The sequence below is a fragment of the Maribacter sp. BPC-D8 genome, from assembly GCF_035207705.1.
GTDB lineage: Bacteria > Bacteroidota > Bacteroidia > Flavobacteriales > Flavobacteriaceae > Maribacter.
The window spans coordinates 1,712,143-1,737,473 of sequence record NZ_CP128187.1; the positions used below are offsets into that span (position 1 = coordinate 1,712,143).

Below are 25,331 nucleotides of genomic sequence, written 5' to 3' on the forward strand. Positions count from 1 at the left end.
ATTAAGCTAAGTGTAAAACTCGAAATGTAGTGCTTATCAACTGCCCTACGCTAATTATACCAAACGTTGTACTGCATTTAACATGAAACAAACTTTCTATATAATTTTAGCATTTTTCATTCTGATTGGATGCAAGTCAAAACAAAAAGAGAATACCCATGAGAAACAAGAAATTATTAAAGAAACTGATAATTCGCACGTTCAAGTAGCCCTAAAAAACCAATCGATTGTCATAAAAGATAGTACACATTACTCAATTAGTTTTTTGAAAAAATTTAAAGAGACAAAAGTAGAAAACGCATTGTTTACTGACAGCTTATTGATTTTAGACAATAGAGATACTATTTCATTTCCAAGTGAACCAAAAATTGGTAAAAGAACGGTTTTAACTGCACGAAAAGGCAATTTAGCAATTGCATTAACTATTAAGAGAGTAAACTATACAACAATAGATTACAGAATTGAAATGGTATTATTTGGAAAATCAAGTTTTAACTCTAATGGACAAGCAGATTTATCGCCAAATTTCTATTTTGGTTCTGAAACAGATGAAAGCCGATTGTCAGACTTGTCTTATTTAGTAACTCAATTTAGCGATACTAAAGATTCTTGTTTTACATATATCAGAATTGGAAAAGAAAAAAATTCAAGTTCATATTTGCTGGGTGAAATTATTAAGAATTGTAATGGAGAATTAAGGAATATTAGTTTGAAAGATTCCCCAACATTAATGGAAAAATAAAAGCGAAGTATAACAAAGGCTATCAACAATACGGGCTTCGGGCAAAACCGAAAGGTCTGTGTATATTTATAAAGTCGCTAACCCCGATAGCTATCGGGTATAGATTTAGCTTTAGAATAGAAAAAATAAATCAAAACCCGCCCGTACCGATAAGGTGCGTTCAGGCGGGCAACAAGCTTTAGCTTCGTTCTAAGACGGAAACGAAAAGTTTCCTTGCCTACGTAATATGCTTAGGTCAAGCGTTGTACATAATAAAAACAAATATGAGAAATGCTATTAATATAATATTTGTCTCCATTATAATTTCACTAGCTCTAGCTTGTAAAGCTCAAAAAATAAGTAGTGCAAATACAACTGTACTAGCTAAAATAGATAGTGTTTCTGTTTACGAATTATCAGAAAATTCTGAAAATAAAGAACTTTTTTGGCTTTACGCTAATTTTGATATTAGTGACCCTATTATTTTTTCACGAAAGTTTAATGGTCCATTTGACTATACTGACTTTAATTATTCTGAAGCTTTAAATTTTGATTTTATTGTAGAACCTTATAACTCAAAATCGAAATATCTTTCAGACGATTCTTTTAAAACATATTTTTCATTCAATATGTACGAGGAGGATATTAAAATAATTGTAAAACTTAATAAAACAGCTCGATTAGAAGTTTTTCCTGATTCTAACGTTGATGACATCTTAAGTGTTAATGACACATTGCTAAACCCATTAAGGTTTTCTTTAGTAAATGGAAATGTAACATCGAAACAAGCTTTTAAAGATTTTGGAAGAGTAAAAGATTTAGAGGTATTTATTAACGATGAATCTAAAGGATTAGTTACTTTATTAGACACGCCATATATTCAAGAATTTCAAATTGCAGGTTTTTTCAAAAGAGATGATACAGTTATACTTAAACCCTTAAATTTTTATAAAGGAGAAAAATATGACTTAGTATGTATTTCAGAAATGAAAAAATGTTTAAATATTGTAATACATTCAAGTATAGATCAAAAATATGATTATAACGATGTGCTAGAAAAAATTTCTATTTCAAGAGAAAAGCAGAAGAAAAATAAAAAATAATATACTGGCACACACAGTTTTTATAATGCATATCTACCCGGCAGAATTCAAACGCATCATACAATAAACGTTACCTACAATTTAAAAAAAATGAAAAAAGTAATTTATCTATTTTTCTTACTTAATTACGTTTTAGTTTGGAGTCAAGATTATTATTTCTCAAATGCAACGAGTGGTTTAATTTTAAGAAAGGAAGCTACTATTAATTCAGAAAGAATTGGAAAGTTAACCTATGGAACGCTTTGCCAAATAATTGAAGAAACAGATATTAAATATACCAATTCAGAAAATAATGAAAAAATTAATTCTGAATGGGTAAAAATAAAATACGATAATTTTCCTTTTTTGGATATAAATGATAAGGAGTATGACAGGGATAAAACGGGCTATGTTGTGAAAGAATATTTAGAAAATTTAAACAAATCTTCTATTAAAATAGTAACAAGAAAAATAGATAGTTTAACTTTTTTTACTTCATATAAAAAGACCAACCATGCACCTACTAAACTTATTGATTTGAAAGAGATTGAAAAAATGCTATCTGGAAGAGTCAAATGGATTGATAATCCTATGGCCGATGAAGGACGAGAAAAAGTAATAAAAAACATTTTTTTACCTAACGGACAAATTCTTAATTTAGGAAGTGAACTAGTCAATTTTGATGTGGTTGCTTATTATCCATCTGAAGAAATATTACTCTTTGTAGTTAGAGATACAATTGAGTTTTCAATTAGTATAAAAACAGGAGAAACTATCAATACAATTGGAAACCCAGAATATATATTACATTCTCCTAGTAGAAAATATAGATTAAATGGTTGGTTTTCTGGTCAAGAATGTGGTAGTTATTTTTTTCAAGAAAAAAAAGGAAATGATTTTGTGTACTTAACTGATTTTCTAACTGGAACAAAAAGATTTGATAAAGATAAATGTTCTTTTGATAAATTCTATTGGGTAAGTGATGATGAATTTATATATTCTTACATCAAAGATAATGGTATAAAAAAATATATTAAAGCGAAAATAAAAACCAAAAAAAAAAAAATCGAATAGACGTTCGTGAGCTATAAAGTGCACTGTGCTCCTCCCACTCCACCATACGTACATACTTCGTATTCAGCTGATTGTACATCATCAAACCAAGGCTCTTTCCTCCCTTGGCACTATCTTCTAATTTAGGCATAGGCTACAACGTGTGCTCCTACACGAATTTTGAAGAGAATTACGTGCTGGCCTTCCTTACTCGTGAGACTTCTAGGGTGCTGCCCTAGCTCATTTCCCGTAAGTAACATGACTTCTACTGACTTCTCTAGTTAGTTATACGTTACTTTTCTAAAGTGCAGGCTGGCACTTCCGCTAAAAATGTTTACTAGACATTTTCTTTCCGCTCTACCCTTCAGTTAAGAATATCTTCTTTCGCTCTTAACCATGCAACTATTATTTTATAATAACGTTGGTAATACTATAAAAATAAAACTTAGCAATGAGAGATTTTATATTATTAAAAAAAAGCACAAAATACTTATTTATCTGTTTGCTTATTACTGCTTGTAAATTGAATGGTGAATTAAAAGAAGAGAAACTTCGTTCAACTAATATCGATGATATTATAAATGATAGCACAGAAGATAACGATTTTGACGTATTGGAAGTGAAACTTGACTCAACTAATATCGATGATATTATAAGTGAAAAAACAGAAAATAACGATTTTGACTTATTGAAAGTAAAACTTGGCGAAACTAATATCGATGATATTATAAATGAAAAAACAGATGATAATGATTTTGTACTAGATGGCGATAAATTCAGAAGCTCAGAGTCTAAAAAAATATTATCTATTAATAATGTAGCACTACAGAATCAAACTAGAGAATCATCTTATTCAAATTACGTATCATTTGAATATGATGAAAAGAATATAATTACAGCATATACATTAGCATATTTTACTCTAAAAGAAAACCCTAAAATTGTATATAATCAATTAACAGAAAAATTAGGAACTCCTAGTTTCAAACATTTTAATAGTAGTTACAAAGAAAATAAAAATTTGGATGCTGTTATATGGGAAGACAAAGAGAATAACAAATTTTATAGGTTGGAATACTACTTGTTGGAAGACGAGGGTTTAAGAGAATCAACACTAACTGTTTTAATTAATAGTGAATCTGATATTGAAGATCCGACTTATTCGGGTCAACCATTTTATTACTGGAGAGACTATATAAAAGCACGTAATGAATTTGGAAAAGATAATTTCACCTATCAAGAATTTATTAAAAGAAGAGGCAGTTATAGTCTGTACACAGAATAATACATAGCACGTATACTCTTAATTGAAATCTCTGTGCCTATCAATGATAGTCTGTAAAAGATAAAATATCGGCATTTAAACGAAAATCAAAATATTTGTATTTAGTTAAGTTTTAAACTTTAAATGTAGTGCTTATACGCTGCCCTACTTGCCATAACCGAACCCTTAACTGTTATTAAGAATAGCTGAAAAACTGAAAATATTATGTTTTATATACATTCTTGAATAATTATTAATACTGTCAATAAATAATCAGCAACCTTTTGTTACACCCTTAAAGTCAATAAGATATGAAATATGTTTTTCTTACTATAGTTTTACTATTAGCAACTCAACTATATGCACAAACAATTACAGCCATTGTTAATTCTAATAACGGTCTATCTATTCGAGATACCCCATCTTTAAAGGCTGAGCGCATAGGTGTAATACCTTATAAAGGAAAAGTAAAAATATTACAGTCGTCTAAGGAGTTTGAACAAATAATTTTGTCTAAAGAAAGACAAGTCGTTGGTGAATGGAAAAAAATCTCTTTTGAAAACATAGAGGGTTACGTTTTTGACAAGTTCTTAAATTACAAATTAGATTATAAACACAAAAATTATAACCCAAACAGACAGCACATTGACATCTATACTGAAAAGGAATTTTTTGATAATATAGGAGACAAAAGAACTTTGAACATTAAAGCCGAAAAGTTAGACTTACAACAATACGGAATAGACAATTTCAATACATTATCTAAATATAATTTCAACAAAAGACAAACTAATGGCAAAGGAATAGAGGTGAACGAGTACAAAGATAAATTTAGCGGATTGATGCTCATAAGATTAAACGACTTGGAAATTACAAGTGACATAAAATCTGAAATAATCTTGGGTGAAACCGTAATAGAAAAATGTAAAGGAATCACTTTTAATAATTTGAGGTTTTCTAACGAAGACGCAAACAACAGACCAAAAGGCCTTTCTATTGAAAAATCTAAACAGGTATATTTCACCAATATTGATTTAGAAAACGGAAGATTCAATGTTAACCCAGATTGCGATATATACTTTAAATATTGTGATTTTAATCAATATTTACTTACCATGTATGATTCTATAATTGCTGTTGAAAACTGTAAATTTTACAATGCTGAAAAAGAAGCAATCGTTATCGTACCAACTGATTATAATGATGAAGTAATGACAATCATAGAAATTTCAAATTCTTTTTTTGGGTTCAATATGAATATGGTCAATGTAATGGAAATAGAAGAATATCTAGATGACCCATATTCTAAACTGAATCTTTTGTTTGATGAAAATAATATAATCGAATACAACCCAAAATATGAAAGTCTTCAAATTTTAGTTCCTTTCAAATCTTAAAAACTGTAAATAATAACTGAATAAACAAAAAACAATACTAAACAAGTATATAAAAAATGCTAATTGGTGCTTAACTAATTTTAGTTACTTTATTTGCTAGCTTCTAATTTTCCTTCGAAAATTCTTCGCAAACAAACTCGCAACTATTCTTATACATAACCCTTACCATACGTTAAATGAAGAACATTACATTATTCATATTACTAATTTCTTTTCTTGGTTTCAGTCAAAGAAAAAGAGAAGTAATTGACAGTATTCACTTAAAAAGATTATGTGTTGAATACCCAGGAATAGTTGATATTTCAACAGTTTCACATGAATTTGACAAATCTGAATATGTCTTCATTGGAAAAGTAATTGAAATCATCAGGATAGAGACTTTAAAATCTTCCGACCTTGACGAAAATGGACCAACTGATTTTCGCCCAATTCAAAATTACTGGTATGTTTTTGAAGTTTCTGAACAATTTAAAGGAAAGAATAAAAAACAAATAAAAGTGTTCGCAAGAATTTACAGCAGTATTTCTCCCTTATTAATTTTGGACAAAGAATATTTGATTTATGCTAAAAAAGTAACAGAACGGGAAAAAAGGTTTTTGGGTCACTCCGACCCTTATATATATTGTGGCGATAGGTCGAGTCATCTTAAATACGCCAAAAAAGATATCATTGAACTAAAAAAGTTACTAAACTAAAAACGTATGGTAACACCGAAAAAAGATTGCGGCTTGGTATTTAAGCTTAGGTCGTTGTGCGTTTGTAATGTCTTGTTTCTTCGAAAAATCATAGCAAACAAACCCGCAACTATTCTTATACATAACTGTAAGCCTTAATTAAGAAAATAAATAACACAGAAACAATTCTATATTAACTTTTAATAAAATATGGCAATTTTAGACAAAAAAATACAAGAGAAAATAGACAATTTAAGGTTTAATGCAAATCAATATTTTTTAGAGGAAAGAGAAAAAGACAGAGACAATAGAGTGGCTTAATATTATGATTAATTCAAACAACGAATTACATTATTTTGATGATGACTGTCTTTTTAACATTGCTAAGTACAAATTTAGAGTAAAAGAATATGAAGAGTCTCTTAAAAAATTCAAAGAGGTTGTAAAAGAGGCAGGTATGAGATATTTTGAAGATGAAGATGAAATTTATATAGATTTTTATTCACATCCTGAAAACTATATCAAATAGTAAACTAAGGCTAACACCTTGTATAATTTATTGCTTACCTCTAGCCTACTCACTAAAAACTTCTCAGATTTTCAACTGGGTCTTTATTTGCTGACTTTCGTGCTAAACCATGCAACTAATCATAAACAATTACGTTGTAATTAGGCTTAATAAAATAATATTAGACCATTTCTCAATACAAAAAATGAAAAATTTCATAGCCTTATTCAACTTGATTCTTTTATCATGTGTTCTATTAGTTTCTTGTAAAAAAGAGAAAAAAGAAGAATCAAATTCAAATACTACACTGGTAATAAAACTGCAAGACTCATTACAGACACCAACTCAAAATACACAAGAAGATGAGAAAATTATTATTTCTGATACCATTGCTAGAGGTTTTGTAACCGAATGGTATCTAGAATATGAAGATTCTATTACCATACCTACTGATAATAAATATTATACATATAATTATAATATTGATTGGGGTGATGGTACTGAAGATAGCCAAGTACAAGAAAACATAACACACTCTTATGATGAAGGCGGCTACTATACCATTACTATTACAGGAGAATTTCCAAAAATTTATTTTGGACAATTTGATGGAAAAGAAAAACTTATATCTGTTGAACAATGGGGTTCTCAAAAATGGAAATCAATGGAAAGTGCCTTTTCAGAATGCCCGTATTTAAGTATTAAAGCAACAGATTCGCCAGATTTATCTAATGTCACAAATATGGAATATATGTTTAACCAATGTGACGCTTTATATGGAAATTTTAAAGATTGGAATACTTCAAAAGTGACTAATATGAAAGGTATGTTTTCAGAAATCGACAGTTTCGATGGAGATATTAGTAGTTGGGACACTTCTAAAGTAACCGATATGAATTATATGTTTTTTTACTCTTCAAGCTTTAATCAACCTATTGGCAATTGGAACACCTCTAATGTGGAGGATATGGAAAATATGTTTGCTGGAGTAAGCGCATTTAATCAAGATATTAGCAATTGGGATACTTCTAAGGTAACCACTATGCATTCCATGTTTTATGAAGCAGAGTCATTTAATCAAAACATAGGTAAATGGAATACTTCAAGTGTTAAAAATTTTGGCCGCATGTTCGGCAAAGCAAAATCATTTGATCAAGACATAAGTAATTGGAACACGGCTAATGCAACAAATATGTATTCAATGTTTGACAATGCAGAATTATTTAATCAACCTATAGGTAAATGGAATACTTCTAACGTCACTGATATAACGTCTATGTTTGAGAAAGCTAGCAGCTTTAATCAAGATATTAGTAATTGGAACACCTCTTATGTAACAAATATGTCTTCAATGTTTTACGAGGCAGAATTATTTAACCAACCTATTGGCAATTGGAACACTTCTAATGTAACAGATATTTCTGGCATATTCTATGAAGCAAAATCGTTTAATCAACCCATAGGTAACTGGAACATATCAAAAGTGACCAGTCTAAAACAAGTATTTTACAAGGCTGATTCATTTAATCAAGATATTAATAATTGGGATACTTCTAATGTAACAGATATGAATGAAACATTTTATTATGCTAAATCATTTAACCAACCATTAGAAAAATGGGATATCTCAAATGTTAAGAGTATGAAAGATTTGTTTTTTAGCGCCCATTCTTTTAATCAACCACTTAATAACTGGGATACTTCTAATATTACTAGTTTAGAAAATGTATTTCATGGGGCATCGTCTTTTAATCAACCTCTTAACAATTGGAATACTTCTAATGTCACAACAATGAAAAACATGTTTCATCAAGCAAATGTTTTTGATCAAAACATAAGTAACTGGGACACTTCAAAGGTCACAACAATGAAATCTATGTTTGAGAGTGCAAAGGCTTTTAATAAACCGATTGGTAATTGGGATATCTCTAATGTAGAAAATATAAATGAGATGTTTTTAATGGCCGAATCATTTAATCAAGATATAAATGATTGGGATATATCAAAATTAACAGTTTTAGAAGAAGTATTCCATAGCGCTAATTCATTTAATCAACCTCTTAATAATTGGAACATCGCTAATATTACAAATATATTTGCTTTGTTTCATAGTGCAGAATCATTCAATCAAAATATAAACAATTGGGACACCTCTAATCTTAAAATGATGTCTTCTGCTTTTCATGCTGCCAAGGCATATAATCAACCTCTTAATAACTGGGATACACACAACGTTATGGACATGGCATACGTTTTTGGATATGCTGAATCATTTAACCAAGATATTAATAATTGGAATACCTCTAATGTTGAGTCTATGGACAATATGTTCAATAATGCAATTGCTTTTAATCAAGATATTAGTGATTGGGACACCTCTAATGTTATTAATATGAGTTCTATGTTTAAAGCTGCCAGTTTATTTGATCAAGATATAAGTAAATGGAATACATCTAAAGTTAAGTACATGAATTATATGTTCACAAATGCACTTACATTTAATCAAAATCTATCAACATGGCATATCTCTAAATTAACTTCTGCTTTAGATATGTTTTATGATTCAAATCTATCGACAGAAAATTATGATAATTTATTAATAGGGTGGCAAAATCAAGAAAATAACAATCGCGTGACTTTTGGAGCAGGAAAAATAACATATTCTACTAAGGGAAAAGAAGCTAGAGAAAAAATAATAAGTGAAGGCTGGAAAATATTTGATGGAGGACTTCTAAAATAGCTTGAGATTAATAAAAGTCGTAATTATTAGAATAACACCTAGAATAGCCGGCTTAAAATAATTTATATACTCCTTAAGAGGTGCAAATACACCATACTAGAATCGTTACCAACCATTAAAAAAAATTACTCCTAACATTTAAATAAAAAATTAAAAATTTCAACTAATTAGAAAATTAATTCAACACTATGTGGTTAAAATACTGATTTAAAATTTCTGATATGTGATAGGTTATAAAGTCCTTTAAAAATTAAGAAGTAGCATAAAATATTTTCACTAATTAAACATGAAAACTCTTTGAAAACAATAACTACTATTAATAGGTTCATAATGGCTCCTTTTATTTTATGTCTTTTATTAGGTGTTCTGGAAGGTAAATTAGAAGAAGACTGGAAGATGGTTAGTGCAATAATAGCAGTCCCCTTAGGAATATTTCAAGTAATATCTTCATTCACTTTATATTCACAAATAAAGAAATTAAATAAGAAAGTTATTAAGCAGTATTTATTTGGATACCATATTGCTTTAGTAATTTATGTTCTAACTTTTATAGCTATAGGTTTTCAAAATAAAGGAGGTGACATTTTCACTCAACTACTACTATTAGTAACTCCAATTCTTTTAGCTATTGGTTTCACAATAATTCTTGAACTATTATATGATCCGAAAAAAAAGAGTACTGGGATATAAAATAATTAAAAAGAAGATAAAATTAATTGCCTGTAGTATTACAAATTGATGTAAACAAATGAAAGTAATTGTTAACTGACAAGAATTAAAAAAGGTCAAGACCAGGCATTCGAAAAGACTATAGAGCATAATTGACTTTTGAGAAGGAAGCTATTCTAAAGACAATCAACTTACTTACAAAATCTAAAAATGAGAGGCATCTATTGAATGATTGACTGTATTATAGAATGATAAAAATATTAGAAAAATGTAGCCTATCTGTAATAATAACTATAATTAATAAGGGTTTAGTACGTTTTTTTTATAGAGAACACAAAGCCTTTTGGCTTGGCTTTAGAGCAAAAAAGGTAAGACAAAATAAAAAGTTTTGGCTACATACTCAATACGAAATTAATCGCTTTTAATCTCGCACTAATCATAGCAACACATTAAGTAATATTAAAATATGAACGTATTAAAATTTATTATAACAGCATTAATAATTACAAGTTGTAATGCACAACAAAGTAATAATATTAAAAATGATTTAGATGAAATAAACACTTTTGGAAAAGTAAAATCTTTAAAGGGGTTTATTTATAAAGCTGATGAAAGTATAGACTCAAAAAAAATACAAGTTTTCATTAAGTTTAATGAAAAAGGTTATATGAAAGAAATGCATTGGTACGATGACACAAACCAAATTACCGCTAAAAATTTTTATGAATATGATAGTGTTAAGAATGTAAATATTATGAAAAGGTATGAATCAGATACCATCTTAACAATGAAATCAATAACTCACTTTAATGACAAAGGATATAAATTAAAGAACATAATATACAGAAAAGATGGTTCTGAGCTAAAAACTCGTCTTTATAAGTATAACGATATAGGGCATGAAATTGAAATGGAATATATAATACACTATAGTTCAAAAGATGATTATTCTAGATGGGAGAATGAATATGATGCAAACGGATATTTAATAATGGCTAAAAAATTTAATAAAGATGGCTCATTTGATTTTAAACAAACATCTAAAAATGATAAAGATGGTAATGAATTAGAATGGGTAAGATATGAAAACGATGGTACTGTAGACTTTAGAATTGATAAACAATATGATCAATATGGCAATGAAACTAAATATCATATGTATGAAGGCACTATTGACGATAAAGAATCATATAAGTATATATACGATTCAAAAAATAATTGGATTGAAAAACAACATTTTAATAACAGTAAAAAAACTGTTGTAGAAATACGAGAAATAACGTACTACGAATAAACATAAGGTAACACCATTTAAAAATAATTGCGAAGTAGCTACATAGGCAAAGAGCGTTGCGTAGTTCTAACGGCTGATTTTACTTCAAAAAAACTTTGCATACAAACCCGCAATTATTCATATAAATAACTTTTATAACAAATTTAAAAAATGACCATCCAAGAGATTTTAAATACAACTGAACACAGACCTTGGAAAATACCGACTGAAAAGTGGAAATTTTATCAAGAGTGGAATAATGCAATATTTCTTCATTGGCAGGTCGATTTAAATGAACTGAAAAAATTTGTACCCAAAGAACTTGAAATTGACCTTTTTGATGGAAAACCTTGGATTTCGGTTGTTGCTTTTACAATGGAAAAGATAAGACCGAAGAACTTACCTTCTTTCCCTCTTATTTCGAATTTTGATGAGATAAACATCAGAACTTATGTAAAATCTAACAATAAAACTGGGGTATATTTTTTAAGTATAGAAGGTGGAAAAAGTTTGTCTTGTAAAATTGCAAAAGGCATGTCTGAACTTCCATATAGATTTTCAAAAATAAAACGGACTGAAGACAAATACGAATCCAACAACACGGAATATAACGACAGATTAAATTTACAATTCGAAATTGGAAAAGAAATTACAGAGAAAACAGAATTAGACAAGTGGTTGACCGAAAGATATGCCCTTTTTCAAGATACCAAAGAGTCGATTAACGAATTTGAAATTCATCATTTAGCATGGTCAATTAATGAAATTGACTTGAGACATTTAGAATTTAATTATCCAAGATTTGACAAACTCATAAGAAACGAACCAAACAAAATTCAATACTCTAAAGGAGTAAAAGTTATTGCTTGGGGCAAAAATAAAAAAGAGAAAACTGGCTATAATAATGGGTATAATTAATACGGACTTTGATTGAAATTGAGAAATACCAAAAACAACTGAAAACCAAAATCGACATGTTTTCTGGACAATTTATGAATAATTCAAAATGGACAAAGTTGTTCAAAGAATTATCTAATAATTCGATTGAGACAAAAAAGTGTTTGATTAAAAGTGTTTTCGATACTATTCTTCGAGAAATAGAAATACCAAATGCAGATAATTTTAATGAGTCATTTTCTAAAACTGGCACAAATGATAATATAACTTTTGGCGGACCTTGTGCATTTAAGGAAATTGAACAAATTATATTCCCGCAAGAGTGGACATCTGACAGGCAAATGAGAGACCAAAAATTAGAACCAAAAATCTATAATCAAAATATTACCAACATAAAGAGCATCATTGACTCTGTTGGAAAATTTGAAATGGAAATTAACAACGAAAATTTAATAATTTATGCTTATCGATAATAAAAAACTACTATAAAACCATTTAAAAATAATTACGAAGTAGTACTTAGGCCAAGATCGTTGTATGCTTGTAACAGCTGATTTTACTTCAAAAAAAACTTGCTTATAAATTCGCAACTATACTTAAATTACCTTTAGAAGTAATTAAAAAAATAAAATTCAAGAATGAAAATAGCGTTATATCCAGAATTTAATGATGTATTTGTAGATAATACTTTAAAGGGAATATTTTATCCATTATGTTCTGTTTACTTTGAAGATGCTGACAACAATAAAATTCACTTTATATCGTCAAATGGTTTATGGTTTGATGAAAAACTAAATGATGAATTAAATAGTGAAGAATATTGCATATTCGATTACGAAGATGATAAGTATTCATTTAACGGAAATATAAACGTCTACAAAGGCCAAGAATATGCTAAAAATATCTACACGATTTTAGAAAAAGATTTTGAAATTAATGGAGAAAAATTTTTGTCAGAAAAAACAAGTACTGAAGATTATATAAAACAAGTAATTTCAAAAGTTCCAAAATCTGAAATTAATGATTTTGATTCCGAGTATTTCATAGGTACATTTTATGAATATTCAATTGTAAAATTGAATTATCTATTAAGTTCAAAATTCTCGACATTTAGAAACTTAATAGAAAACTGGCATAACAGAGAAACTCCTTTCGTTTATTCTATATTAACTGGAGAAATGCAAGGAACATTAAATCATTTAGACAAGCCTAAGATAAAAAACATAGAAAACTATGAACTAATTGGCAAAACCATTGCAAGCGAATTCTTTACCGATGGTAACGATAGTCTAATATATTTTAACGTACAAGAAAGAAAAGTTTTATTGATTAACTCTTATTCATAGAAAACTACCGTTAACAATGTAAAAAACACATAGGGCTTTTGTGTTAACTTCGAAGTTCAATGTTTTTCTATAAAGTCAGTTTAATATAAAAATTGGCATTTTAAAAAAACCCTGCATACAAACCCGCAACTATACTTGTACATAAGCAAACATACCATGAGATACATAATAATATTTAGTTTATTAGCATTATTTTCTTGTAAGCAAAAAGATAATACAAAGGAAGAGAACTTAGATATAACCTTAATTGAAAATATTGAGACAGATTCAACCTATATAGATAACTTATTAGAGCTTGAAGTTCCAAATTACATATCAAAAACAGAAGAAAAAGAATTCTCAATACCATTTAATTATACAATTAATATTTCACAAGAATTTTTTCCAAATAAGTGGAATTTATGTGACTTAAAAATAGATACTGACTCATCAAACTATAAATATCAATATTTTTTAGGAGATAATATTCCTTACAAATCATATCTTTCGAATGATGGAATTTTAGAGATTATAACAACAAATGATTCCACTGCTATTACTACTGACAAGTTTAAAAAAATAAACTCTGATAGTTACCGAAAAATATATTTTTCAGATAAAGAAAGTGTTATTTTTAAAACAAAAAAAGGCGCTATTGCTGTATTGTTTTTTAAATACTTAAAAGAGGAAAAAGCTTATTCAATTTTTTATAACGAAAATGATAATATTGGTATAGAAGCGAATGAAAATGAATTATTAGATATCTCAATTAATCAATTACGAATTGCTAAAAATTTATACAAAAAATCAAAACCTACAGATTTATTAGATTGGGATTCTTTTAAAAACTCTTTAACAATTTTAAATAAAAAAGTATATAAAGACATCGTCAATGAAATTTTAGACGCAAGTAACTCTTTAGGAAAAGATGATATTTATACTCAAAAATTATATGGAAATCACAATTTAATTTCCATACTAAAGCTAGATAAAGAAGGAATAAATTTATGGAATGCCTTAAGCAAAATACCTAAAAACAACCCTATTGAATTTGAAACAATTTATAATACAGATTTAAAAGACCGAATCAGCTATTTTCGATCAAATCATAATTTTTTAAAAATTGAATACCAAGATGAAAATTCTTTTATTTTAAAAAATCAAAATTCAGTTTATGCAGTTTTTGTAAAAACTAAAATAAATAAAAAAGAGGTGATGCTTTTTACAGGTAGCGGAATGAATTATGGAGAGATTAATTCTAAAGAAATGGCATACTTCTATATGAATTTATTCAAAAACTATAATGACATATAAAATATTTACTAACGCTTGTAAAATTAATTACGTAGTACTTGCTTACTTAAAAATATTCATATTTCAATACAATAACAATATATATAGCTAACTAATAAACTGAAACTTAGTTTTTTTAACCTGCGCTTTTTATACTGAACGTTACCACAAATTATTACACAACTTTGAACTAGACGATTAATGGCGTTACCTGAGCACTCAAAAATAATTAACAGAACTGCAAAAAAAGTATTTAATGAATATGGCATTGTACAAAAAGGGCAGTCTAGAATTTGGTTAGATGACCAATATTGGTATTCCACTATAATAGAGTTTCAACCATCAGGAAGAGCTCGAGGCACTTATTTAAATATTGGAATTTGTTTTCATTGGTATAAACAAGACCATTTATCTTTTGACATCGGTTATAGAGAAAAAGGATTTTGCGAATATAAAAATGAAGAACAATTTGAAAATATAGTAATTGAATTCGTGAAATTAGGTTTAGAAAAAGTATTGCTAATTAGAAAAAAACTAGTGGATTTACAATCAACACAAGAAACTATTCTAAATTACGATTTTGAAAGAGATACAGTTTGGAGTAATTACCATAAAGCAATTATTAGCGGTTTAAATAACCAACCTAATGAGTCTGAACGCTATTTCAATCTAATTTTAAAAAATAAGTTAGAATATGATTGGCAATTAGAGCTGAAACTAAAAGTTGAGCAACTTATATTAGATTTAAATAATATTTCAGACTTTAAAAGCAACATAAACGAAGTGATTATGATTTCTAGAAATGAAAAAAAATTAAAATCAACATCTAAAATTAATGTGTGGTAACAATGATTATAATTAATACGATTTTTTTTTAAGCCAAAATTTAATGAATATATACTAAGTCTGCTAAATCATATGGCTTTAGAACAAAAAAAGATAAAGGCAAACTAAATCCATTGTCTTGTGCGAGAATTAAAAATTAGCAGACCTTCAATTATCGCATTAACCACACACCAAACGTTTGTAAACTTTATGAAAAAATATTGTCTAATTATTATTATAATCGGAGTGAATTTAATTTCATGTCAAGAAAAAGAATTTTCTAGCTTAGAAGATAAAAAAATAGTTGAGTATTTTGATGATCAAGAATATTTTGACAGTCAATATGAAAATGAAGAAACGTCAGATTATTTTTCATTTTATAAAGGTATTTATGAAACTGTGACAACTAAAAATTCTAAATTAAAATCTAAAACAGATATTGATAGTATCAATTTACCATGGAAATATGGTATAAAAAAACCACAAGCTTATCAAATATTAGAGAACATAAGTGACTCACTTTATGCTCAAAAAGATGGTTATTCAAACAATCAAGAAAAGATAACAGAAAATATTCAAGTCATATCTCAAAATGTGCTAGAGCTTAGTATTAGTGAATTAGATGAATACAAACGCAACGGATCATTTGAAACACGTGATAATATTTTAGACCATATTAAATTTGAAAATTTAGAATACAATTTAAAAAATGAAAACGGAGATATTGTTAAGATAGAAGAAGAATATACTTGGCTATGCGGGCAAGGGTTCTATGAGAAGGAAGGGAAATATTATCATGGAGTACAGGTATGTAATAAAAGTTTAAATCCAAAATATAAGAAACTATTTGGATACATAGAGCTAGATGTAAATATCCCTGTAGAATATGAAGTTAAAAAAGTAACAAAGCAAGATATTGGAAAAACAATCTCAATAGGCGCAAATAAAATAAAAATTTTAGAATTTGACGCCAACGCAATTCATTATCAACTTATTGAAAAAAATGAAACATTTGAAATTAAACTTAATGGAGGTAGTAGCACTTCAATTAAGTTGCCTTTTGATTATTATAAAAAATTAAGACTAAAACAAGGACTTGATTTTGAAACAGTAGTAGAATTAAAAAATTATTTTGAATTAGACAATGAAAGAAAAAATTACGAAGAGGAAGTTGTTGTAATAAAGGTCGATGACTACGCAATAAACAATTTCTATTTTTATATTTCTAAATTCATCTCAAAGAAGATTAAAGTAGATATAGAAATAAATTAAGGTTTGCCAATACCGAATATAATTCATTGCTTAAATACACAACTAACCTTATACAGAAACTTTGTACAGCATTATGAATAGTAAAGAACTACATCCAATACTACAAGTTCTCATAATACTGTTATTTGTATCGTTATTAATGCTATTTTTTATATCATTTGCAATTATATATTTCTCAAATGGTGATTTTAACGAAATCAAAAACAACTATAAATTAGAACTTCAATTAACTATGGTTTTTAGTTGTTTAGCTTCTATGTTCATTATTTATTCAAATTTGAATTATAGAGTAAAAAAAAATAAAGCCAGCCTTAACGAAGTCAATCCCATTATTCATTGGAAATATAAAACGCCTTATTGGAAAAAATTCAAAAAAAAGGAATATCAAAAAAAAGGACTTTTTTATTTATTAAAGATTTCATTAATATGGATACCTATATCTGCTACATTATTCTTTATTTCTAAAACAGAATCAATGCTTTCCATTATTCTGATACTGCTAATTTTAATTCTTATAATTCCAATGATTCCATTTACATTAGGTAAGTTCATCAGTGAATTAAAAAATCAAGTATTTGAAAAAACATATGAAGTGAAGGTTTATAAACAAGGCCTAACTATAAACGAAATTTATTATCCTTTTAATCAATATCAAGATATTGATAATGGTATTCGTTTAGTTAAAATTGAAAAACTAAATTTATATTCAACGAATTGTTTAAGTTTTAAGGTGGAAAAAAGATTTTACTCACCTCCTACTTCAGATGGCGGAGATTCAGGTTCAATAATAAATAGAAATGTTGATATTAATATTCCAATCCCAAAAAATCAAGATATAGATTTAGATAAAATAAAAAAACAGTTAAAAATAAAATAGGTACAACAATAGCTATAGTAGGCTTCCCTTCATTATACCAACCGTTAGCAACAAGCAAAAATGAAAACAATACAAAGTGGAATAATAGGAGAATTAACGCAAGACAAAAATTTTGAGCATTGGTGGAAAAGTGAACTAATTGAAATTCCACTTTTAAACAATAAAAAAGTTGAGATTGCTTTTATAGATTTTATACCTGAAATAGATACTGATTTTATTAAAGAAGCTGATGAAGCCTTAAAAGTATTCTTGGAAAAGTCTAAATATGAAAAAACTTTATTGACTCCACTCCTATTCAAACACTGCATGAAATATCGAAATGCAATTGGCTCTGATCAGGTTAACCAAAATCTTTGGAAAATAAAAGATGAAAATAAAATTTGGGATTTTATATCAGGAGAACATATAATTGTTACAAGAAGTCATGGTAAAAAAGAAATGATTTATGTGAACCTTAACTGCGAATGTGAATGGGACAAAGAACACGGACTACAAATTTTATATAAAAAAGGACAAAAATTGACAAGAATAAGTGAACAAGATGGAGATATTAGTGAAGTTGATTTTTATAAAAACACAGAAAAATCGAAAACTTTTAGCATAAACAAACAATGGTGGCAATTCTGGAAATAAAGCCAGTTGCCAACAGAGGCTATAATTAATGTGGTCTTTGTGTTTACACCAAAAATTAGTGTCTTGCTAAACGCTACATTTTATACACAAACCGCTAACATTAATATTACTATTCATAAGTGAATTTTTGTTCTCTCAATCAAACTCTTTTTTGACATTTGCTTCTCTACAAGTTATAAAAGTTTACGAAATTTGGTAATTTGACGTTTTTCTCATCAATATATAATTTATGACCTATCAAGATGTATTTCTTATTTTCTGGAAACAAGTAACAGAAAGTGTTGAAGAAGGTAACTTTGCAAAATTAACCATGGCAAAAACCATTGGTAAGCCTAATTTGAGAAACATTTTTGTAAGACCAATCTATTCTGAAGATGGCTTTAAAGTCTTGCTTAAATTACGTTACAGATCTAAAGAAACCGAAGATCAAACCGAAGAGCTCACTTTAGATGAGGCTTTTATTATCTTGAAATCTCATCTTAAAACATCTTTCTTGACGGTTGTTTTATTCACCACTACAAAAGATGTACTTTTCAAAGTAAATAAAAAGGGTGTTGGAAGTTTTACTGAGAATCCTCCGACTTTTAGCGATATTACTCAAGCTAAAATGGACGATTAGAATAGCCCGATAATTGATAAAATAATAGAGAAGATAAATCTTTAGAATTTCGCTTTCGATAAGATAAGGAAAACTCACCCGAAGGCACCCATTAGGTATGGGTGGGTAAAATCAATTTAGAGAATAAAACATGAAAGAATTTAGTACAGAAATAGAAAGTATGTTGGAGCTTTATTTGACAAAATCTTCTGACTTCTACGAAAAAGGAAATACAATTAAAGCTGGAGAATGTCTTGTAAAAGCCTATGAATTTATACCTGAACCCAAAGAAGAATATAATGAAAGTTATAACTACTGTACTTATGTATTGGACTACATTTTAGATGAAAATTATAATCTTGATAAAGCTGAAAATTGGTTAAAAGAATTAGAGAAAATTAATAAGAGTCAAAAATGTTGGTCTGGGAGCTATGAATTTTATGCAGGGAAAACATATTTTGAATTAAAGAATTATAGTTTAGCGAAAAAATTCTTCGATATATGTATTAAAATAGGAAAAGGAAATCGATATTTTGAAGGTGAAAACCCAAAATATTTGAATTTTCAGAAAAACCCTGAAAAGTATATTTAACAGTCACGTAAAAATAATAGTAGGGAAATACAAAACTAAAAATGAAAGAGGTACTTATTTTAACCATAATATCAGGGCTTGTTTTTTTGACTTTTCTCGTGACTCTAATTTTAGGTTTTATAAAGAAGAAAAAGAAATTAAAGCTGACTTCCTTGTTTTTGTTTTTTGCTTTTATCGCCTGTACAGGTTGGACAGGATATAAAATTGTGAGTAAGACCTATAATAAAGTTGCTGACACGTTTAAACCGAGGACGGGAGATGAAATTTACGATGCTCTATTTGACAAAAGAACAACCAACTGCATTAAAATTTTAAACTTTCAAGACCAAGTAGTACCTAGGATAGATTATGGAATTTGGCTTCATTTTGAAACTTGTCCGGCAGAACTCAATCGGGTTTTGTCAAAACATGAATTCAACGCAGAGAAACTTTCAACTTACTATACCAACGGAAAAATTCCATTCGGAGAAACATTAGAATGGTTTAACCCAACCACATTAGGCGATTCAATTATGCTTTACGAATACGCAACAGATGACAATAGAAATATACAAACCATTTGGGCTAAGCTTGACAGTACAGAAGTGTTTGTAAGAGATATACTTGACTGAAAAAATAAAAATCGACCCTATAATAAAGACCTAAGTTAAGAACTAACCAGTTCTTTTGTAAGCTTAGACAATACTAGTAGGCTCCAAGAATCTAAAATCAGATTCTTGGAGCTTTTTTATTCGATTTATTTTCTAGTTATCTAAGCTATATGAAAAGATAGTTCTTACCATTATATTCAATATTGTAAATTACAAAAACCCAATTTACACAATAAAAAAACTTACTATTTAATATAGCAATAAAGTGGTCCAAGTCTAATGCTTTACCCCATATAGCAACTTCACTATTTCTAGCCATATCAAAGATTAATAAGATTTGAACTCAACCTTTGTACAACTAAGTGCTGTTTTAAGCCTATTTACAAACGCTACTACGACATACGCTATCATTGATTTATTTACTAAATTAGGTGCTTAATCAAGCTAATAACCATTTACTACAACATTCTACTTCATACATACCAGAACAAATGAACCAATATTTTAAAATAGCCCTTTTAATACTAGTAATTTCACCTATTTCATCATTTAGCCAGAATAAAATAAAAGATAAAATTGACAGTTTACTATATGTTGAAGAGATGCCATATATCTGTGAAGAATATACTAAATGTGGACACGAATTATTTTGGAATGTGGTAAAACTAAAAGAAAAAGGAATACCATTTCTTATCGAAAAACTAAACGACTCTACTGAAACTAATGCCGGAGTTGTACTCTTTGGAGGAAATTATGCTGTAGCTGATATTGCTTATGTGGCACTTGAGGAAATAATTCACGGAATACCGACTTTTGAATTACTCGGAACTAAATTTGACCAAGAGGGTTGTGGATATTGTGAGTATTGGTATTTTTTGAGAAAGGATTACCAAAACAGGCAGAATTTTAAACTTGCTGTTAAAAACTGGTTTGATAAAAACAAAAAAGATTTAGTTTGGGTTTCAAATAATGAATTTTCAAGCTGCGATTGCAGTGGTAAACATCCGAATGAAGGGCATTACGAAATGAAAAAGAAATAAAGTTCGAAAGCACAACACTATATCTAATTCATGGCTAGTTCTAGCTGGTTTTTTATTTGCTGAATTAGCTGCTTAAAATCGCAACGAACCTTTGATAAAAACTTCATTTCTAATAAAGAAAAATGAAATACATCTACCTAGTTTTATTTTTAATAATAGTTTCTTGTAATGAGAAAGTAAAAAATAATGATTTAAAAGAAAGTTCTAAAATAAGTCAAAAAATAAAGAAAAATGACAACGAAAATAAGCGTAAGGAAGAGCTAACTTACGTTAGAAAAAGAAATTCTACTAGTGAGTACTTTGAAAACAAAGAATTTAATGATAGCATATATGATGAAATGAACGATTCTATTTTAGTGTTAGAAAAATTACTTCAACACATTATATTACCTACTAAAGTAGAAGATATAAACAAAACTGGTCAAATAAACCTTGAAACATTTTTGCCGGAAATTGGGTTTGGAATGCTTGATGGTTTAATAACATATAAAGAAGAAGTTTCTTTATTATGTACAACGAGCTTTATATTCTCTGACTATTTCAAAGACCAAGGATATAAAATAGATAACATTTCTGAATCTGAAATTGAAGATATTTTCTCTAGTGCTTTTGCTTCCGATTATGTAATAACAAGCATTAAAACTTTTAAAATTAATGTAAAAGAAAATATACAAGCGTATGGTATGATTAGTTTGGACGGACAAGATATTGGCCCTTTTAAACCAAATGCGCTATATGCTCTTGTTTCATATGAAGACAATATTTATCTAATTAATAAATCGATAAAAAGAGAATTAAAAGGGTTAGAAAAATGTACAACAATTGGGAATAATGAATATGAAGAATCTGAAGAGAAAGCCTGGAAACATTATTGTGAATGCTACGAACAACAGTTCTCACATAATGAACAATTTCTACCATTGAAAAAAGAAATAGAAGAAATGATAAAGCTTGTTATCAAATAAAAACTAACGCTCATTTATTTAAACACATAAAAAATTGACCTTACGTTAAGCCGTATACTAATCACTCTTTAAACACCACATTACGCACATAAACCGTTGAAAACTAATTAAAATGATGCCAGAAAAATTAAAAGAAGCAATTGAACTACTCCACAATTCTAAGTCAAAGAAAAGGGAATCTGGCGCAAAAAGATTAAGAAAATTAGAATCTATTGAATCTGGTCCTTTTTTACTTGAGGCTTTAGAAAAGGAAATGAAAGACATTAGAACTTGGAGCACACAATACCACTTAATTTTAGCATTAGGTCATTCTAAATTTGAAAAAGCTTTACCATCTTTAAAAAAGATAGCCACTGAAGAATTTGATGCAACTATACTTTATAGTAGTATCGGAGACTCTATATTTAGATTATCAATAATTTCTGAAACTTTAGAAGACACTTTAAAGACGATTTATTCTTACGATAATTTTATGATTACAGATGGCGCATTTCAGGCACTAGGTCAATTAAAATTAATTCCTTCTGATGAAGTTATTAAAGAGATAATTAAAATATGTAGTGATCCTAAAGGTGCGGAAATTGTTCAAGGATCCCCAAATGACCAAACCGGACTTAGATTATGGATTGTTTCTGCAAGTGCTGGCTGGAAAGATGAACTGAAAACTGATTTTTTAAATGATTGTGAGAAAATAAAAGACCAACAATTACAATTGGCTGTTGCCAATGCAAAAAAAGGAAAATATATAAAATGGAGTCCGTATTAAAAAACACTTAGTTATTACAAAGACCTAAGTTAAAAACTAACCAGTTCTTTTGTAAGCTGAGACTATACTAGTAGGCTCCAAGAATCTAAAATCAGATTCTTGGAGCTTTTTTATTCGATTTATTTTCTAGTTATCTATGCTATATGAAAAGAGAAGTTTCTATACTTAGTCTTAAATACAATTAAATCTAGTTTAGCTACTAACGCGCGCGCTCCTATTGCCTATGTATTCTATACAATTACCTTATCTTCAAACAAAGAACCTAACTATAGAGCTCACGTACTGCTTATAATAAAAGAACTTAATCACAGAAAATGTATAAAGTAATTTCGATCACAATACTAATTTTATTCTTTAGTTGGAAAAGTAAAAAAAATGAAAATCTGTTAATTAAACAGACAACAGAAGTAAATCAAAATTCAAAAAATTTCAAATTTGTGATTGCTGAATCGGGCTTGAATTATAGAAGTGAACCTAAAGGAAAGATTTTAGGGAAATTTGAGTGGAGAGAAAAAGTTGAATACCTCTACGACACAAGTATAACACAAAAAATAATCGATAACTATACAGAAGTAGAAGGTACTTGGGTTGCTGTAAAAAACAAAAAGGACACTGTTTTTGTGTTTGACTATTATCTATCGGATGATGAGCCTAGTTTTTCAAAAACAAAATTATATTATGCAGAACCATATTTTAATGAAATTCGTAAACCTTCGAATGAGAGAGATATTCGACAAGCATTTATAAACGTTTCTGAAAGTTTTTATATGCCTGAAAATTTCTTAGAAAAAAAAGATTTAAGAAAAGACACCATCTATTTTAATAAAGAACAACGTAAAGAGTTTTTTAAAAGAATGAAATACTCAATTACTGATAGTATATTTATTTATGATTTTAAATCTGGCATTATTAAAAAGCATTTAGTTGACAAAACACCTATAATAGCTTGTATTAGTATCTACGCAAAAACTGATGAAGAATACAAAACACAAGATTATGACGAATGGAGTTATCAAATAGGCTTTAATTTAGGTAAAATGACTTCTGCCGGCTTTGCAATGATTGCAAAAGAAAACCCTTTTGTAGAAAATGGATTACAACAAATTATTTTTGAAGAAATGGATTCGGCATCTATTGAAATAAACATAGAAAACAGCTTAGTACCTGAGGGGTGGAAAAATAATACTGTGCCTGCTTATACCTTTAGTTATGAAAATACAGGCTTTTTTGTAAAAAAATCAAAAGATAGTTATGGTTGGAATAATCTAATAGTTAAAAATGTAAATACAAAAGAGTCTTTTGATGTTGATATAAATGAAGGTGAATCGAGTAGTTTAGCCCCTATAAAAATAAAAGGAGAAAAGGGTGACCATGATAATTATTTTCAATACCAAGGAACTCAATATATAGGCAAGCTATTCAAAGATAAATCACCGGTTGTATTTGGGTTTACATATAAATCTTTTGGTTGTCCAAGTATAGAATTTATAGATAAACAAGAGTTGCCAATATTAATTCTATGTGATAATAGACATTAAGGCAAGAAAAAACAGTTGTATTTTACAAAGACCCATTATAAAAAAGAATAAACTAAGGCATTAGCTATAATTTTGTGGCATAGCCAAAAAGTCATCAAAAAATTAAATACTATAAAAATGAAAAAATATCTAAAATCCATAATTTTTGCGTTCGTGCTTATTCCTGTTTTTGCATTTTCGCAAACGAATAAAAATTATATTCCTATTAGTTATTCTAGCATTTGTTGTGGAACGCCAACAGATCAACCTGTAATGGATTTCATCAAGAATTTTGAAGAGAAAAATAATCTGAAGCCTTTCGAAATATTTATAGAAGTCGGTTTAGGAAAAGAAGGCGAACACACTTTTTATATTGGAACAGATAATTTAGACGCTAAATTATTAGAATCTTTATGTAGTAGCTTAACAACCATTACAGCAACCCAAAACAAAAAACGTTCAAAAAATAGAAGTGGATATGTGCGTTTGGGTAATAATCTAACATCAAATGCTACATTGAAAGGCATAAAAATGAAACCTAGAACTGGTATTAGTTCGATTAAAATTTATGATTATAAAGAATAGTAATGAAATTAAAATACGGGGTTTGGATTTAATCTTGAAATGATTTTTATAATCTTACCCTTAATAGGGCTATTACTTTTGATTTGGTTGATTTCAAAAAAGCAATATTCAGAAAAGTTATTCTCTGAATTTGAAGTTTGATTATACTTTTAGCAATCGTTGTTTCTCGCCTATT

The 25,331-nt window shown here is 28.3% G+C and carries 26 protein-coding genes; all 26 read left to right on the top strand.

What is annotated here, in order from left to right; translation table 11 throughout:
- Positions 1-82 precede the first annotated feature (82 nt).
- The 26 genes from QSV08_RS07720 to QSV08_RS07845 all read left to right on the top strand — a co-directional run bounded on the left by QSV08_RS07720 (position 83) and on the right by QSV08_RS07845 (position 25,156).
- Entirely contained in the window at positions 83-742 is a 660-nt protein-coding gene (locus QSV08_RS07720) for a hypothetical protein (RefSeq protein ID WP_324027821.1), read from the top strand.
- A 263-nt stretch (positions 743-1,005) separates the two neighbouring features.
- The gene (locus tag QSV08_RS07725) at positions 1,006-1,824 is read left to right on the top strand and encodes an NADase-type glycan-binding domain-containing protein (RefSeq protein ID WP_324027822.1); all 819 of its coding nucleotides are present in this window, start codon (positions 1,006-1,008) and stop codon (positions 1,822-1,824) included.
- 90 nt (positions 1,825-1,914) lie between these two features.
- The gene (locus QSV08_RS07730; RefSeq protein ID WP_324027823.1) at positions 1,915-2,877 is read left to right on the top strand and encodes an SH3 domain-containing protein; all 963 of its coding nucleotides are present in this window, start codon (positions 1,915-1,917) and stop codon (positions 2,875-2,877) included.
- A 502-nt stretch (positions 2,878-3,379) separates the two neighbouring features.
- Positions 3,380-4,141: a hypothetical protein gene (locus tag QSV08_RS07735; protein WP_324027824.1), complete on the top strand. Its 762-nt coding sequence runs from the start codon at positions 3,380-3,382 to the stop codon at positions 4,139-4,141.
- A gap of 290 nt (positions 4,142-4,431) precedes the next feature.
- Entirely contained in the window at positions 4,432-5,517 is a 1,086-nt protein-coding gene (locus QSV08_RS07740) for an SH3 domain-containing protein (protein ID WP_324027825.1), read from the top strand.
- 176 nt (positions 5,518-5,693) lie between these two features.
- Positions 5,694-6,212 (top strand): hypothetical protein, encoded by a 519-nt coding sequence (locus QSV08_RS07745; protein ID WP_324027826.1) that lies wholly within the window; start codon positions 5,694-5,696, stop codon positions 6,210-6,212.
- Between the two features lie 304 nt (positions 6,213-6,516).
- Positions 6,517-6,720, top strand: coding sequence for a hypothetical protein (locus QSV08_RS07750; protein ID WP_324027827.1), 204 nt, complete (start codon positions 6,517-6,519; stop codon positions 6,718-6,720).
- Between the two features lie 184 nt (positions 6,721-6,904).
- Positions 6,905-9,439, top strand: coding sequence for a BspA family leucine-rich repeat surface protein (locus QSV08_RS07755; protein ID WP_324027828.1), 2,535 nt, complete (start codon positions 6,905-6,907; stop codon positions 9,437-9,439).
- Between the two features lie 297 nt (positions 9,440-9,736).
- On the top strand, positions 9,737-10,129 hold the full coding sequence (locus QSV08_RS07760; RefSeq protein ID WP_324027829.1) for a hypothetical protein: 393 nt from the start codon (positions 9,737-9,739) through the stop codon (positions 10,127-10,129).
- A 445-nt stretch (positions 10,130-10,574) separates the two neighbouring features.
- Positions 10,575-11,402, top strand: a complete 828-nt coding sequence (locus QSV08_RS07765) for a hypothetical protein (protein ID WP_324027830.1) — start codon at positions 10,575-10,577, stop codon at positions 11,400-11,402.
- A 150-nt stretch (positions 11,403-11,552) separates the two neighbouring features.
- Complete coding sequence (locus QSV08_RS07770; protein ID WP_324027831.1) at positions 11,553-12,299, top strand: YqjF family protein; 747 nt, start codon at positions 11,553-11,555, stop codon at positions 12,297-12,299.
- An 8-nt stretch (positions 12,300-12,307) separates the two neighbouring features.
- The gene (locus QSV08_RS07775) at positions 12,308-12,751 is read left to right on the top strand and encodes a hypothetical protein (RefSeq protein ID WP_324027832.1); all 444 of its coding nucleotides are present in this window, start codon (positions 12,308-12,310) and stop codon (positions 12,749-12,751) included.
- Between the two features lie 165 nt (positions 12,752-12,916).
- On the top strand, positions 12,917-13,624 hold the full coding sequence (locus QSV08_RS07780) for a hypothetical protein (RefSeq protein WP_324027833.1): 708 nt from the start codon (positions 12,917-12,919) through the stop codon (positions 13,622-13,624).
- Positions 13,625-13,780: 156 nt separating this feature from the next.
- A complete protein-coding gene (locus QSV08_RS07785; protein WP_324027834.1) occupies positions 13,781-14,917 on the top strand; it encodes a hypothetical protein in 1,137 nt (378 codons plus the stop codon).
- Between the two features lie 180 nt (positions 14,918-15,097).
- Positions 15,098-15,742, top strand: coding sequence for a hypothetical protein (locus QSV08_RS07790; RefSeq protein ID WP_324027835.1), 645 nt, complete (start codon positions 15,098-15,100; stop codon positions 15,740-15,742).
- Positions 15,743-15,931: 189 nt separating this feature from the next.
- Positions 15,932-16,993: a hypothetical protein gene (locus QSV08_RS07795; protein ID WP_324027836.1), complete on the top strand. Its 1,062-nt coding sequence runs from the start codon at positions 15,932-15,934 to the stop codon at positions 16,991-16,993.
- Positions 16,994-17,066: 73 nt separating this feature from the next.
- Positions 17,067-17,870, top strand: coding sequence for a hypothetical protein (locus QSV08_RS07800; RefSeq protein ID WP_324027837.1), 804 nt, complete (start codon positions 17,067-17,069; stop codon positions 17,868-17,870).
- A gap of 60 nt (positions 17,871-17,930) precedes the next feature.
- Positions 17,931-18,503, top strand: coding sequence for a DUF6985 domain-containing protein (locus QSV08_RS07805; protein WP_324027838.1), 573 nt, complete (start codon positions 17,931-17,933; stop codon positions 18,501-18,503).
- A gap of 229 nt (positions 18,504-18,732) precedes the next feature.
- Positions 18,733-19,122, top strand: coding sequence for a hypothetical protein (locus QSV08_RS07810; RefSeq protein ID WP_324027839.1), 390 nt, complete (start codon positions 18,733-18,735; stop codon positions 19,120-19,122).
- A gap of 130 nt (positions 19,123-19,252) precedes the next feature.
- Positions 19,253-19,693, top strand: coding sequence for a hypothetical protein (locus QSV08_RS07815; RefSeq protein WP_324027840.1), 441 nt, complete (start codon positions 19,253-19,255; stop codon positions 19,691-19,693).
- 41 nt (positions 19,694-19,734) lie between these two features.
- The gene (locus tag QSV08_RS07820; protein WP_324027841.1) at positions 19,735-20,304 is read left to right on the top strand and encodes a hypothetical protein; all 570 of its coding nucleotides are present in this window, start codon (positions 19,735-19,737) and stop codon (positions 20,302-20,304) included.
- Between the two features lie 470 nt (positions 20,305-20,774).
- Positions 20,775-21,323, top strand: coding sequence for a hypothetical protein (locus QSV08_RS07825; RefSeq protein WP_324027842.1), 549 nt, complete (start codon positions 20,775-20,777; stop codon positions 21,321-21,323).
- Between the two features lie 122 nt (positions 21,324-21,445).
- The gene (locus QSV08_RS07830) at positions 21,446-22,288 is read left to right on the top strand and encodes a hypothetical protein (protein WP_324027843.1); all 843 of its coding nucleotides are present in this window, start codon (positions 21,446-21,448) and stop codon (positions 22,286-22,288) included.
- Positions 22,289-22,400: 112 nt separating this feature from the next.
- Positions 22,401-23,054 (top strand): hypothetical protein, encoded by a 654-nt coding sequence (locus QSV08_RS07835; RefSeq protein ID WP_324027844.1) that lies wholly within the window; start codon positions 22,401-22,403, stop codon positions 23,052-23,054.
- A gap of 314 nt (positions 23,055-23,368) precedes the next feature.
- Complete coding sequence (locus QSV08_RS07840) at positions 23,369-24,592, top strand: hypothetical protein (RefSeq protein WP_324027845.1); 1,224 nt, start codon at positions 23,369-23,371, stop codon at positions 24,590-24,592.
- A 117-nt stretch (positions 24,593-24,709) separates the two neighbouring features.
- Complete coding sequence (locus tag QSV08_RS07845; protein ID WP_324027846.1) at positions 24,710-25,156, top strand: hypothetical protein; 447 nt, start codon at positions 24,710-24,712, stop codon at positions 25,154-25,156.
- Positions 25,157-25,331: the final 175 nt, after the last annotated feature.

Coding starts and splice junctions, on each gene's coding strand:
- QSV08_RS07755 (WP_324027828.1), top strand. CDS start 6,905: ATGAAAAATTTCATAGCCTTATTCAACTTGATTCTTTTATCATGTGTT.
- QSV08_RS07795 (WP_324027836.1), top strand. CDS start 15,932: ATGAAAAAATATTGTCTAATTATTATTATAATCGGAGTGAATTTAATT.
- QSV08_RS07730 (WP_324027823.1), top strand. CDS start 1,915: ATGAAAAAAGTAATTTATCTATTTTTCTTACTTAATTACGTTTTAGTT.
- QSV08_RS07780 (WP_324027833.1), top strand. CDS start 12,917: ATGAAAATAGCGTTATATCCAGAATTTAATGATGTATTTGTAGATAAT.
- QSV08_RS07745 (WP_324027826.1), top strand. CDS start 5,694: ATGAAGAACATTACATTATTCATATTACTAATTTCTTTTCTTGGTTTC.
- QSV08_RS07815 (WP_324027840.1), top strand. CDS start 19,253: ATGAAAGAATTTAGTACAGAAATAGAAAGTATGTTGGAGCTTTATTTG.
- QSV08_RS07785 (WP_324027834.1), top strand. CDS start 13,781: ATGAGATACATAATAATATTTAGTTTATTAGCATTATTTTCTTGTAAG.
- QSV08_RS07825 (WP_324027842.1), top strand. CDS start 20,775: ATGAACCAATATTTTAAAATAGCCCTTTTAATACTAGTAATTTCACCT.
- QSV08_RS07805 (WP_324027838.1), top strand. CDS start 17,931: ATGAAAACAATACAAAGTGGAATAATAGGAGAATTAACGCAAGACAAA.
- QSV08_RS07840 (WP_324027845.1), top strand. CDS start 23,369: ATGTATAAAGTAATTTCGATCACAATACTAATTTTATTCTTTAGTTGG.
- QSV08_RS07740 (WP_324027825.1), top strand. CDS start 4,432: ATGAAATATGTTTTTCTTACTATAGTTTTACTATTAGCAACTCAACTA.
- QSV08_RS07765 (WP_324027830.1), top strand. CDS start 10,575: ATGAACGTATTAAAATTTATTATAACAGCATTAATAATTACAAGTTGT.
- QSV08_RS07725 (WP_324027822.1), top strand. CDS start 1,006: ATGAGAAATGCTATTAATATAATATTTGTCTCCATTATAATTTCACTA.
- QSV08_RS07720 (WP_324027821.1), top strand. CDS start 83: ATGAAACAAACTTTCTATATAATTTTAGCATTTTTCATTCTGATTGGA.
- QSV08_RS07770 (WP_324027831.1), top strand. CDS start 11,553: ATGACCATCCAAGAGATTTTAAATACAACTGAACACAGACCTTGGAAA.
- QSV08_RS07810 (WP_324027839.1), top strand. CDS start 18,733: ATGACCTATCAAGATGTATTTCTTATTTTCTGGAAACAAGTAACAGAA.
- QSV08_RS07830 (WP_324027843.1), top strand. CDS start 21,446: ATGAAATACATCTACCTAGTTTTATTTTTAATAATAGTTTCTTGTAAT.
- QSV08_RS07820 (WP_324027841.1), top strand. CDS start 19,735: ATGAAAGAGGTACTTATTTTAACCATAATATCAGGGCTTGTTTTTTTG.
- QSV08_RS07800 (WP_324027837.1), top strand. CDS start 17,067: ATGAATAGTAAAGAACTACATCCAATACTACAAGTTCTCATAATACTG.
- QSV08_RS07845 (WP_324027846.1), top strand. CDS start 24,710: ATGAAAAAATATCTAAAATCCATAATTTTTGCGTTCGTGCTTATTCCT.
- QSV08_RS07835 (WP_324027844.1), top strand. CDS start 22,401: ATGATGCCAGAAAAATTAAAAGAAGCAATTGAACTACTCCACAATTCT.
- QSV08_RS07790 (WP_324027835.1), top strand. CDS start 15,098: ATGGCGTTACCTGAGCACTCAAAAATAATTAACAGAACTGCAAAAAAA.
- QSV08_RS07750 (WP_324027827.1), top strand. CDS start 6,517: ATGATTAATTCAAACAACGAATTACATTATTTTGATGATGACTGTCTT.